We start from the raw sequence: 12,010 nt of genomic DNA, 5'->3' as shown, positions 1-12,010 counted from the left end.
ATCTTGCCGGAGGTCTGGGCCTGCCGCGGCTAGATGGGATAGTGACGCGGGCCGTGCTGGAGGGTAACCCAGCGCAACTGGGTGAACTGATCGATGGCCGTGCGGCTACCGAAGCTGCCATAGCCGCTGGACTTGACCCCGCCAAACGGCATCTGCGCTTCATCGTGAACGGTCGGGCCGTTGATATGGCAGATACCCGACTCCACCCGTTGGGCCAAGGCCAGGGCGCGGCTGGTGTCGCGGCTGAAAATGGCCGATGACAAACCGAACTCCGAGTCGTTGGCCAGCTGCAGCAAGGCTTCGTCGCCTTCGGCGCGCAGTACCACCGCCACCGGGCCGAAGGACTCCTCGCGGTACAGGCGCATGCTGGCATCGACGTTGTCGAGCAAGGTCGGTTGCAGGATGCTGCCTTCCAGCTGACCGCCGCTGACCAGGCGCGCGCCCTTGGCCACGGCATCGTCGATCAGTGCCTTGATGCGCTCGCCGGCCGCTGCGCTGACAAGCGAGCCGAGCACCGAGGTGCTGGCTTGCGGATCACCTGCACGCAGCCCGGCGATCTTCGCCGCCAGCTTGTCGACGAAGGCGTCGGCAATACGGCTGTCCACCACAAGGCGCTCGGTGGACATGCAGATCTGCCCCTGGTTGAAGTAGGCACCGAAGGCCGCCGCTTCGACCGTGGCGTCCAGGTCGGCATCGTCGAGCACCAGCAAGGGCGCCTTGCCGCCCAGTTCGAGCAGGGCCGGCTTGAGGTGGCGGGCCGCCAGTTCGCCGACGATGCGCCCGACGTGCGTCGAACCGGTGAAGTTGACCCGGCGTACCGCAGGGTTGGCGATCAGCCGCTCGACGATGGCCGGGGCATCCTGCGGCGCATTGCTGATGACATTGACCACGCCGTCGCCGATGCCTGCATCGTGCAGCACCTGGCCGATCAGCCGATGGACCGCCGGGCTCAGCTCCGAGGCCTTGAGCACCACGGTGTTGCCGCAGGCCAGCGGCATGGCAATGGCACGCGTGGCCAGTATCACCGGGGCGTTCCACGGTGCGATGCCCAACACCACGCCGCAGGGCGCGCGCAGGGCCATTGCGAAGCTGCCGGGAACGTCCGAGGGGATCACTTCACCGGTGATCTGCGTGGTCATGGCTGCAGCCTCGCGCAGCATGTTGGCGGCCAACTTCACGTTGAAGCCATACCAGTTGGCCATGGCCCCGGTTTCACCGGCGGCGGCGATGAACTCGGCGGCCCTCGCCTGCAACAGATCAGCGCCTGCCAGCAAGCGGCTGCGCCGCTCGCCCGGTGCCAGGGCGGCCCAGGCCGGAAACGCCGCGCTGGCAGCAGCCACCGCGGCATCGGCATCGGCCAGTGTGGCGGCGGCAGCCTGCGACACCACCTCGCCAGTCACCGGGTTACAGCGCTCGAAGGTTCGTCCATCGCTGGCGGGGCGCGACTGCCCGCCAATCAGCAAAGGCACCTGCAACATGCTCATTCCTCTTGTTGTCGTTATAGAGAAATACCCGCGGGCTTTGGCGCGGCACACCGTCGCCCGCGGTGCGACTCAGCGCTTGTAGGCCTGCAGGCCTGGCTTGATGCTCTTGTCGTCGAGGAACTGCTTCATGCCCTGCTCGCGGCCGCCAGTAGTGTCCAGCAGGCGCGACTGGTCGAGCTTGGCGTAGAGGTAGTCTTCGTTCTGTTCCCAGGTCAGCTCGCGGCAGCGCTTGAAGCCATTCTTCGCGGCGCGCAGCACCACCGGGTTCTTTTCCAGCAGGTTCAGCGCCAACTCGCGGGTGGTTTCACGCAGCTCGGCCAGCGGCACACTGTCGTTCACCAGGCCCATCTCGGCAGCCTTGCGACCATCGAAGGTCTTGCCGGTCATGATGTAGTACAGCGACTGACGATGGCCAACGGTATCGGCCATGGCCTTGCTGACCAGATTGCCAGGCGGGATGCCCCAGTTGATTTCCGACAGGCCGAAGGTCGCTTCGTTGGCGCAGATCGCCAGGTCGCATGCCACCAGTGGGCTGAAGCCGCCGCCGAAGCACCAGCCGTTGACCATGGCGATGGTCGGTTTGGCATACAGACGCAGCAACTTCCATTGCCATTGCGAGGCTTCGCGACGAATCTTTTCCTGGAGGATTTCCGGGCCGGCGTCCACCTCGCGGAAGTACTCCTTCAGGTCCATGCCGGCGGTCCAGGACTCGCCGGCACCGGTCAATACCAGCACGCCAGCGTCAGCGTCCTGTTCGAGGGTTTCCAGCACGTCGACCATTTCCCGGTTCAGGGTGGGGCTCATGGCATTGCGTTTTTCCGGGCGATTGAGGGTCACCCAGGCGATGCCCGCTTCCAGTTCGACCTTCACGGTGGTCCAGCGGCCTTCATATTTGCTCATGGTTCTGCACTCTTGTTGTTCGAGGTGATGGGGCCACGCTAACGGGTCAAATTAGTTATGTCAATTAACCATTAACAAATTTATCTTTAACCCATGGGTAGGCGCGCTGCCTTTTTCCAAAGCCTCTCTAGCCGAATCGCATAAGGACAGGCAAAATAGGTAACTTTATTACCCATGATCGAGGAGCATGAACCCTGATGGCTAGGTCTGCCCGTAGTACCGACGACGCTTGCGTGGCTGCTCCTGTGGGAGAAGGGGTGCTTGAAGACTTGATCGGCTACGCCTTGCGACGCGCGCAATTGAAGCTGTTTCAGAACCTTATTGCCCGGCTCTCGGCCCATGACCTGCGCCCGGCCCAATTTTCCGCCCTGGCGATCATCGACCAGAACCCCGGGCTGATGCAGGCCGACCTGGCGCGTGCGTTGGCAATCGAACCCCCGCAAGTCGTGCCAATGCTGAACAAATTGGAAGAGCGCGCGCTGGCCGTGCGCGTGCGGTGCAAACCGGACAAGCGCTCGTATGGGATTTTCCTGAGCAAATCGGGCGAAGCCCTGTTGAAGGAGTTGAAGCACATCGCCGCCGACAGCGATCACCAGGCGACATCCAACCTCTCGGATGACGAAAGGACTGAACTGTTGCGGTTATTAAAGAAAATCTACCGGGACTGACTCAGTCTGCCCAGCGTGGTGAAATCCGATCGACCTGTTGCGCCTCTTTGACGTCCCAAGAAAGCACCTTGGCAAATCAACCCAGAGGCGAGGTACTCATGAACGACCGCATCATCGCGTTTTTCACCGAAACCACCGTATTCGGCATCTCCATTCTCAACCTGCTGGTGGCGCTGACAGTCGCCACCTTAGTCTTCCTGGTCGCCCGTGCCGCCATCAGTTTCCTGATGCGCCGGGTACGGCGCTGGTCCGAACACGAAGGCCCATTGAGCCAGATAATGGCCAAGGTGCTTTCCGGCACCAGCAACTTTCTGTTGTTGCTGGCCTCCTTGCTGGTGGGCCTGAGCATGCTCGACCTGCCCGAGCGCTGGCTGAGCAGGGTCAGCAGCCTGTGGTTCGTGGTCGCTGCCTTGCAGATTGGCCTGTGGGCCAACCGCGCCATCGGCCTGGGCCTGAGCCGCTACTTCGCCCGCCACCGTACCGACGGCCTGAACCAGGGCAGCGCACTGGCAACCCTTTCGGCCTGGGGCGCGCGGGTCCTGTTGTGGTCAGTCGTAGTGCTGGCGATGCTGTCGAACCTGGGGGTGAACATCACCGCCTTCGTCGCCAGCCTTGGCGTGGGCGGCATCGCGGTGGCGCTGGCTGTGCAGAATATCCTTGGCGATCTGTTCGCTTCGTTGTCGATCGCCGTGGACAAGCCGTTCGAGATCGGTGACTTCATCGTCATCGGGCCCCTGGCGGGCACCGTTGAGCACGTTGGCCTCAAAACCACACGCATCCGCAGCCTCGGCGGCGAACAGATCGTCATGGCCAACGCCAGCATGATCAGCAGCACCATCCAGAATTACAAGCGCCTGCAAGAGCGTCGCATCGTGTTCGAGTTCGGGCTTTCCTACGACACGCCCACCGAGGCCGTGAAGAAAGCGCCAGCCATCGTAGAAGACGCCATCAAGGCCCAGGAGCAGGCGCGTTTCGATCGCGCTCACCTGCGCGGCTTCGGCAAAGAGGCGCTGGAGTTCGAGTGTGTCTACATTGTCCGGGACCCAGGCTACAACCTTTACATGGACATTCAGCAGGCGATCAACTTCAGGCTGCTGGAGCGGTTCTCGCAAATCGGCGCCAAGTTCGCCGTACCGGTGCGCGCGATCAAGGTCACGGCATTGCCAGAGGCCGCCGGCCTGCATGGCCAGGCTCGCGAAGGCCTGAGCATCAGAGGCGCTTGATGCTGGCAACCTGCCCGGCTCGCCAGATAGGTGCGCCGCAGGGCGTGCACATGCGCACGCCCTGCCCGCGCTGAAACGCTATTTAAGCGCCGCGGTGAAGCTGTCTTTCAGCACCTCGAGAAGGAAGTCTGCATTGGCCCGGCTGAAAATCATCGAAGGCCGCATTTTCAGCACGTTGTCATGCGGGCCTTCGGTGCCGATCAACACGCCGCGCTCCCGGGCACCATCAGCCACTTTTCTGGCCAGGGCCGTGGCTGGCGCCTTTGACTTACGGTCAGTGACCAGCACGATGCCGAGGAACAGGCCCAACCCGCGCACATCGCCAATCACGTCGAATTGCTGCTGAAGCTTGCGCAAACCCTCGAGCAGGTAATGGCCGACACTCAAGGCGTTTTCTTTCAACTGGTCGCGCTCGATTGCATCGAGTACCGCCAGGCCTACCGCGCATGACACCGGGTTACCGGCGAAGGTATTGAAATACTCCATGCCGTTGTTGAAAGCATCGGCAACCTCGCGCGTGGTCACTACCGCCGACATCGGGTGGCCGTTACCAATGGGTTTGCCCATGCTGACGGCATCCGGGACCACGCCCTGGGTCTCGAATGCCCACCAGTGGCTGCCTACCCGGCCAAACCCGACCTGAACCTCATCGGCCAGGCACAGCCCACCTTCGGCGCGCACCATGGCGTACACCTCCTCAAGGTAGTGTTCGGGCAAAAACACCTGCCCCGCCACGCTGGGGATCGATTCGGCAATGAAAAACCCGGGACGCTTGCCTGCCTTGCGCATGGCATCCAGCTGCTCTGCCACCGACTCGGCAAAGCGCTTGCCGTGCGCTTCCACGGGCCAGTGCTCGGGGGCGTAGTAGCTGTCCGGGACCACGGCCTCGTAAACATGCGCCGCCCTGCCCTTGCCCGCCTTGCGCTTGTACTTGTAAGGGCTCAGATCGATCAGTTCCTGAGTGGTGCCGTGGTAGGCCCAGTCCAGCACGATCGCCTGATCACTGCCTGTGTAGTTGCGCGCCATACGCAGCATCAGGCTGTTGGCCTCACTCCCCGAGCAGCCAAAGGACGCTACGCAAAGGCCCTTGGGCAAAGTGCCGGTCAGGCGCTCGGCGTATTCGACGATGTTGTCGTGCAGGTAGCGGGTATTGGTGTTGAGCAGCGCAGCCTGGCGGGTCAGGGCTTCGACCACGTCGGGATGACTATGGCCCAGGTGGCACACGTTGTTGAAGCAGTCCAGGTAGGCCCGCCCGAAGTTGTCGATCAGCCATACGCCATCACCGCGCACGAACTTGATCGGGTCGGTGTACGAAATGGACAGGTTGGGTAGCAGCAGTTCCTTGCGCCTGGCAATGATCTGGGCCTTGGTCATCCCCTGCTGGCTGTAGGTCTCTGGCGGGATACCGGCCAGGGCCGAGGCATCGGGGAACAGGTCGGCCCACGCTTCGCGGTATGCGGGCTCACCCACGCCAATGACCTCGCACGCGCGCAACTGGGTATCGGTGACCACCTGCAGATGCAGGTGGGGAATCCAGCCGCCGTTCTCGTGATCGCTGCCCATGTAACCGACGAGGTCGCCCGCTTCGAGCTTGTCACCGGCCTTCAAACGGCTGAGCGCCTCGTGGGCCATGTGCCCCCACAGTGTCAGAAATGGCGGGCAACCGGGCGGGGTGTGCTCGAGCATCACCAGGCCGCCATAACCCAGCGGCTCTGGCTCGACCTCGACGCTTCTGACGGTGCCGGCAATCGGTGCGTACAGCGGCGTACCCGCTGGCATCAGCAAATCTACCCCCACATGCAGGGTCCGGTGCTGCCCCTTGATGAAGCGAGACTCAAAGGCGCTGTCGGTATAGACGGCACGTACCTCGCCCCATGGCCCGATGCCCAGCGGGGCCTTGTGCGCGGCAGAGCATTCATTCCACCACCGCGTCGCATCTGCAGGGCGCTGCTGGGCCGAGGCAATGGTCATCTCATGGCTGGCATCGCCAAACGGCGCGATGACCTTGTCGAGAATGGCGGCTGACGGGCGCACCAGGTCGGCAAACGACTTGTGGTTGTCGGCAATCCAGCGGCGGACTTCCCCCGCACCTTCGATGGCATCGAAACCACAGGCCTTGCGCAAAATGCCGGTGGCCAACCGTGGGTTCATCGAATCGAGCTGTTCCAGTAGACGCCAGGCAGGCGCTTCACTGATCGCCAGGTAGGGGTTGTCGTCGGTCTGGTCCTGCCGGGAAGCGGAGAACGTGACGCTGATGACCAAGCGCATGGCTATCAGGTTGAACAACACATCAAGCTCTTGCGCTTGCAACGGGTACTTTTCGTGGAAGCCGGCCACCAGCGCAGCCGCAGCGCCGATCGGGTCGTCCATGTCGAGAATGGCGTAGGCGCTGGCGATTGCGACCTCGGCAATCAGAACGGTGTGCACGGCATCGCCAAAATCGATGAAGCCAGTCACGCTACGGGGCGTTTCGGCATCGACCAGGATGTTCCAGTCGTTGGCATCGTTGTGGATCACCTGGGCCCGAAGGGAAGCCAGCTTTGGCTGTACAGTCTGTTCGAACCGGGCGATGAAGCGCTCGGCAACGGCCCGGCGATCAGGGTCCTTGATGCAGTGCAGCCGCGAACGGGAGCGCGCAGCATGGCGTAAGTCCCAGTCCAGATCACGGACTGCGCCCGGGTGCATGAAGCCCTGCAGGGCACGGTCAAGTTCACCGAGTGCCTGGCCGAAGTTTCTCATCAGCGCCAGGGAGCGTCTGGCCTTGGCAAGTGGCGTGCCGGCCAGCCAGCTGACCAGGCGCACAGCGTGCTTTTCACCGGTGCTGCTGGCCACAGACGGTAGGTAATCGCCAGTCACACTGGCCCGCAGGTGTGGCACGCCCAAATGCGCGCCATGCACGGCCAGGTGATCGAGTAGCGCGGTTTGAAACTCGCTTTCTACCCTGGGCTCGCTGGCATTGACGATTTTCAGTATCCAGCCTGCATCTACGCCAGTCTCCAGCCGGTAATTGCGATCACGCTCCCCATCCAGGGGCGTTGCAGTGCCGGTGACATCGAAGAAATCTTTTGCAAGGCCCTCTGCATCGCTTGCCGAAAACCGAGGTGCCGGGTGGGAAAGGTCTGTCATATCATCAGGTTCCGAGCGCGCTGATTGTTTTTCAATAGCTTGTCATGCGCCGCCGAAACGGACACCCTGCATACGGTCGGGCGCAACAGGCATTATGCCGGTTCCGACCGGCATAATGACGGCAAGCTTATCAAGGGGCTGCAATGCGTGACCTGGACGCTAAAGATCGTGAGATTCTTGAGGTACTTTCGAAGGACGCGCGTATTGCGCTCAAGGCGTTAGCCGGCCGCATAGGCCTTTCCCGAAGTGCCACCACCGAGCGTGTCGCCAACCTTGAACGCAGCGGAGTCATTCGCGGTTATCGCGCTGACATCGGCGAAATAGATGCCAACGTGATACGCGCGATCTTGCTGGTGACGTTGCAGCGTACGCCTGCCATGGGGCTGCTCGACCAGTTGGCAACGGACGCGCGCGTACGGCGGGTTTCGTCGGTGAGCGGTCAGCTTGACCTGGTGGTTGAAGTGGAGACCCGAACGATCGACGACCTCAACCAGGTACGTGACAACGTGGCACGTCACGAATCAGTGGATGACATTACCACGTCGGTAGTCCTGCGCCGTGATATCGACCGCCAGGGCGCCTGATACCTGCAGAGGCAGTAGACAGGCCGTACTTACCCAAGCCTCACAGGTGTCGAAGCACGCCCTGAATCTCGCCTACGACCTGCCGCGTTGCCTCGTCGACGGTCCCTTCATTACGGCACAGCACCCAGCCTTGCTCCGCAACTGCACGCTCGAACGCCTCGGTACAGGCAACCTGTTCATCCAGGTTATGGATCACCGTACTGCCCAGCCCACGCGTGCGCGCCGCGGCCCTCGCCCACGAGGTTTCAGGCGTTGTGACAACCCCGACATGCAAATCGGGCACTTGCACGTTTCGTTCGAGGTTCAGGCGCAGGATCTTGTCAAACGGCACTGTGCGGCGAAACGCAGCGTCAGAGGGGTACCAGCGGTCAATCAGGATGATGCTGTCAGCGGGCTGCCTGGGCAGTACATGTCGGGAAATCCAGGCTCGGCTTTCAGCGAAGCGTTCGCAAACCTTGAACTCAAGGTCCTGGCAAGGGCTTCTGGAAAGCTGGTTGACCAGGGCCATGGTCTCGCCCCGGTGAGGATCATTCTTTCTTTCGCAAAGGCGGATCACCTTGTTCCCGTCCAGCCGTAACGCTTGAGTGACGGCCTCCAGCAGCGTGGTCTTGCCGGTACCCTTGGGGCCATCGATGGAAATAAACAGCGGGCGGTTCATCTTGCAATACCAGTTGGCTCAAGCGCGGGATAAGACCATTGATCGTAGCTGCCTTCAAGCGATTCTCGACGGGAGTACATCCGTACTCCACGCTGTGATCAAAGCATTGCCTTGGGAATGGACCGGCATTGCCCGACCCGCCATCCCCAAGGCGTGCAATGCCTGCTAGGCTGACGGACGATGGCGGACCTGCAGCCCGCCCCCCTTACCCACAGGCACGGGCCAATGACCTACAACCCCCACGTTAACCTGACCAACTGCGACCGGGAGCCCATCCAGATTCCCGGGAGCATCCAGCCCCATGGCTGCCTGCTGGCCTGTGATGCCTCGGCGACCGTAGTGCTGCGCCATTCGGTCAACGCCCCACAGATGCTGGGTGTAGCAAACGATATCAATGGTCAGAAACTGCACGCGGTGCTGGGTGACGAGGTCACGCATACGCTTCGCAACGCACTTGCCCGTACCCGAGATGCCTCGCGGCCCGCGCTCAGTTTCGGCGTGACGTTGCCCAACGGCGAGGCCGTCGACATCGCCGCCCACTTGTACAAAGGCACGGCAATCCTCGAATTCGAGCCCGCCGGGGCGAGCATCGCCGAACCGATCGAGCTGGCCCGCACACTGATTGCCCAACTGCGCGAAATCGACCAGACCCACAAGCTGTTCCGCGACGCCGCCCGCTTTGTCAGGGCGGTGCTCGGTTACGACCGGGTGATGATCTACCAGCTGGGAGCCGACGGTGCCGGCAAGGTGGTTGCTGAGTCCAAGCGTAGCGACCTCGAAAGCTTCATGGGCCAATACTTCCCCGCCTCCGATATCCCCCAGCAGGCCCGCGCGCTCTACCTGCGCAACCCGATCCGGGTAATCTCCGACGCCCAGTTCAATACGGTCGCCATCAACCCGGTGCTCGACCCCTCGGGCGAACCGCTCGACCTGTCCTACGCGCACCTGCGCAGCGTCTCGCCGATCCATTGCGAATACCTGTGCAACATGGGCGTGGGCGCCTCGATGTCGATTTCCGTCATCGTCAATGGCGAGCTGTGGGGAATGATTGCCTGCCATCACTACGCACCGCGCACGCTGGCCATGGGGCAACGTGTGGCCGCCGAGATGTTCGGTGAGTTCTTCTCCCTGCATATCGAGACCCTGCGTAGCCGGCAAAAACTCGAAGCTGCCGTGCGCATCCACAAAGCCCTGGACAGCCTGCTGCGCGACGCCAACCAGGCGGCGGACATTGATGGGTTCTTCCACGCACGCCTGCCCCGGTTGATGTCGCTGATTCCCTGCGACGGCATCGGCATGTCGCTGCTAGGCCGCTGGTCGTGCGCAGGGCTGGCGCCGCCCCAAACGGCCGTGCCTGATCTGCTGCGTCTGGCAGACATGGTCAGCGAAGGCCGAATCTGGGCGTCCAATCGCCTGTCGACAGTGCTCCCGTCGGCCCAGGCGTATTTTAATGATGTGTCGGGTGTGCTGATCGTCCCGATGTCGCAACACCCAAGGGATTACTTGATCTTCTTCCGCAAGGAGGTGGTCGAGACACTCGATTGGGCCGGGGACCCGAACAAGACCTATGACAGCGGCGCGTTGGGCGACCGCCTGACGCCCCGCAAGAGCTTCGCCATCTGGAAAGAAACCGTTCACCAGCAGTCGCTACCCTGGACCGAGCAGGACCGCCAGTTTGGCGATGCCATCCGTACCGCTATCGTCGAAGTGGTGCTGCACAACAGCGAACTGCTCGCCAGTGAACGCGCCAAAGCCGACGTGCGCCAGCGCATGCTCAACGAAGAGCTCAACCACAGGGTCAAGAACATCCTGTCGCTGATTGGTGCACTGGTTGCCCATCCGACCCCGGAAAGCCAGACCCTGCAGGACTATGTGGCAACGCTCAAAGGGCGTATCCAGGCCTTGTCGTTGGCCCATGACCAGGTGGTGCGCGGTGACGGTGGCGGGCGCCTGGCGAAGCTGCTGGAGGCCGAGCTTTCTCCCTATCGCACGGCGGCCGGCGTGATCGAGTTGCAGGGCCCGAACGTCATCCTCGATGCGCGCGCTTACTCGGTCATGGCCCTGGTGCTGCACGAACTGGCCACCAACGCGGCCAAGTACGGTGCGTTATCGCGGGCCGGCGGCAGGCTTTCGGTGAGCTGGGCAATCGACGCCACCAACGGCTGTGCAATCAGTTGGCGGGAAAGTGGTGGGCCAACGGTACGCCCGCCCAGCCGCAGCGGCTTCGGCACGGTACTGATCGACCGCAGCATCCCGTTCGACCTGGGTGGCACAAGCGCAGTGGAATATCACCCCGAAGGACTGCAAGGCTTTTTCAGAATCCCGGCCAAGCACCTTTCCGTAGCCGAAGCGGCAGAAACCGCTCTCCCGGCCACGCCTCTGGCCCGTGTAAACGGTGCGTTTGCAGCGCGCTCGGGCTTGTGTGTGCTGATACTCGAGGATCAACTGGTGATTGCAGTAGGCCTGGAGCAAATTCTCAACGATGCGCAAATCAAGGACGTGATCACCGCCAGCTCCGAGGACGAAGCCATGCAACTGCTTGGCAGCCACAAGCCGGACGCGGCAATACTGGATGTCAACCTGGGTACCGGAACATCCATTTCCGTAGCGGATGAGCTGGTTCGCCGGCAGGTTCCGTTTCTCTTTGCCACCGGCTATGGCGACGGCATCAGCATTCCCGAGCACTTGCAGTATGTGCCCGTCACGCGCAAGCCTTATGACGCCAATGCCATTCTGGCCAGCCTGCAAGGTCTGCTTGAGCTGGGTTGACTGGGATACAGAGGCAGCCTTGTATTGCGAAAAGGCCCGTAAAGCCGACACATCACTGTCAGCTATACGGGCCTCTTCGCAGCACAAGACCGCGCCGGCAAAAAGACGGCGCCGGCCTGTCAGGGCTTACACCGCCAGGGCGCGCTCACGCAGCTCGCTGTTGAGGATACGGTCGTTCTCGCTGTAATCGACCGGGCAGTCGATCACGTGCACACCCGGGGTCTTGATGCAGTGCTCCAGCAGCGGCAGCAGGCCTTCGGCACTTTCCACGCGGTGGCCGTTGGCGCCGTAGGCTTCGGCATATTTGACGAAGTCCGGGTTGCCGTAGTCCAGGCCGAAATCGGTGAAGCCCATGTTGGCCTGCTTCCAGCGGATCATGCCGTAGCCGTCGTCACGCAGGATCACCACGGTGATGTGCATGCCCAGGCGTACTGCAGTTTCCAGTTCCTGGCTGTTCATCATGAAGCCGCCGTCGCCACACACCGAGATTACCGGGCGGTCCGGGTGCACCAGGTGCGCAGCCATTGCCGATGGCAGGCCGGCGCCCATGGTCGCCAGGGCGTTGTCCAGCAGCACGGTGTTTGGCTTGTGCGCTTTA

General features: G+C 62.3%; 9 protein-coding genes. 4 read left to right on the top strand and 5 right to left on the bottom strand.

Annotation, left to right across the window (positions count from 1 at the left end; genetic code table 11):
* Positions 1–29: 29 nt before the first annotated feature.
* Complete coding sequence (locus ACK59Z_RS13735) at positions 30–1,478, bottom strand: aldehyde dehydrogenase (protein WP_104887679.1); 1,449 nt, start codon at positions 1,476–1,478, stop codon at positions 30–32.
* Positions 1,479–1,553: 75 nt separating this feature from the next.
* Positions 1,554–2,384 (bottom strand): p-hydroxycinnamoyl CoA hydratase/lyase, encoded by an 831-nt coding sequence (locus ACK59Z_RS13730; protein ID WP_010954234.1) that lies wholly within the window; start codon positions 2,382–2,384, stop codon positions 1,554–1,556.
* A 197-nt stretch (positions 2,385–2,581) separates the two neighbouring features.
* Between ACK59Z_RS13730 and ACK59Z_RS13725 the strand changes: the two genes are divergently transcribed.
* Both ACK59Z_RS13725 and ACK59Z_RS13720 read left to right on the top strand, forming a co-directional pair.
* A complete protein-coding gene (locus tag ACK59Z_RS13725; RefSeq protein WP_012052230.1) occupies positions 2,582–3,052 on the top strand; it encodes a MarR family winged helix-turn-helix transcriptional regulator in 471 nt (156 codons plus the stop codon).
* 98 nt (positions 3,053–3,150) lie between these two features.
* The gene (locus tag ACK59Z_RS13720; protein ID WP_108191874.1) at positions 3,151–4,275 is read left to right on the top strand and encodes a mechanosensitive ion channel family protein; all 1,125 of its coding nucleotides are present in this window, start codon (positions 3,151–3,153) and stop codon (positions 4,273–4,275) included.
* 78 nt (positions 4,276–4,353) lie between these two features.
* Here ACK59Z_RS13720 and ACK59Z_RS13715 read toward each other — a convergent pair whose 3' ends face one another.
* Positions 4,354–7,401 carry an aminotransferase class III-fold pyridoxal phosphate-dependent enzyme gene (locus ACK59Z_RS13715; protein WP_108191875.1) on the bottom strand — a complete coding sequence of 1,016 codons (3,048 nt, stop codon included), beginning with the start codon at positions 7,399–7,401 and terminating at the stop codon, positions 4,354–4,356.
* A gap of 143 nt (positions 7,402–7,544) precedes the next feature.
* On the opposite strand from ACK59Z_RS13715, the gene ACK59Z_RS13710 reads away from it, so the two are divergent.
* Positions 7,545–7,985, top strand: coding sequence for an Lrp/AsnC family transcriptional regulator (locus ACK59Z_RS13710; RefSeq protein WP_004374903.1), 441 nt, complete (start codon positions 7,545–7,547; stop codon positions 7,983–7,985).
* Positions 7,986–8,025: 40 nt separating this feature from the next.
* On the opposite strand, the gene ACK59Z_RS13705 is transcribed toward ACK59Z_RS13710, so the two are convergent.
* Positions 8,026–8,643, bottom strand: coding sequence for a dTMP kinase (locus ACK59Z_RS13705; protein WP_004577562.1), 618 nt, complete (start codon positions 8,641–8,643; stop codon positions 8,026–8,028).
* Between the two features lie 225 nt (positions 8,644–8,868).
* Here ACK59Z_RS13705 and ACK59Z_RS13700 point away from each other — a divergent pair, with 225 nt between their 5' ends.
* Positions 8,869–11,412, top strand: a complete 2,544-nt coding sequence (locus ACK59Z_RS13700) for an HWE histidine kinase domain-containing protein (RefSeq protein ID WP_108191876.1) — start codon at positions 8,869–8,871, stop codon at positions 11,410–11,412.
* Positions 11,413–11,538: 126 nt separating this feature from the next.
* On the opposite strand, the gene ACK59Z_RS13695 is transcribed toward ACK59Z_RS13700, so the two are convergent.
* A partial coding sequence (locus ACK59Z_RS13695; protein WP_404649001.1) for a thiamine pyrophosphate-dependent enzyme occupies positions 11,539–12,010 on the bottom strand: 472 nt, incomplete at its 5' end.

This window comes from Pseudomonas sp. KCJK9058 (assembly GCF_046230975.1).
Lineage (GTDB): Bacteria > Pseudomonadota > Gammaproteobacteria > Pseudomonadales > Pseudomonadaceae > Aquipseudomonas > Aquipseudomonas alloputida.
This window is presented reverse-complemented; position numbering and strand designations above follow the sequence as displayed.

Bases quoted from the DNA above. Each gene is read 5' to 3' on its own strand.
- ACK59Z_RS13735 (WP_104887679.1), bottom strand. From the start codon at position 1,478: ATGTTGCAGGTGCCTTTGCTGATTGGCGGGCAGTCGCGCCCCGCCAGC.
- ACK59Z_RS13715 (WP_108191875.1), bottom strand. From the start codon at position 7,401: ATGACAGACCTTTCCCACCCGGCACCTCGGTTTTCGGCAAGCGATGCA.
- ACK59Z_RS13700 (WP_108191876.1), top strand. From the start codon at position 8,869: ATGACCTACAACCCCCACGTTAACCTGACCAACTGCGACCGGGAGCCC.
- ACK59Z_RS13725 (WP_012052230.1), top strand. From the start codon at position 2,582: ATGGCTAGGTCTGCCCGTAGTACCGACGACGCTTGCGTGGCTGCTCCT.
- ACK59Z_RS13720 (WP_108191874.1), top strand. From the start codon at position 3,151: ATGAACGACCGCATCATCGCGTTTTTCACCGAAACCACCGTATTCGGC.
- ACK59Z_RS13710 (WP_004374903.1), top strand. From the start codon at position 7,545: ATGCGTGACCTGGACGCTAAAGATCGTGAGATTCTTGAGGTACTTTCG.
- ACK59Z_RS13730 (WP_010954234.1), bottom strand. From the start codon at position 2,384: ATGAGCAAATATGAAGGCCGCTGGACCACCGTGAAGGTCGAACTGGAA.
- ACK59Z_RS13705 (WP_004577562.1), bottom strand. From the start codon at position 8,643: ATGAACCGCCCGCTGTTTATTTCCATCGATGGCCCCAAGGGTACCGGC.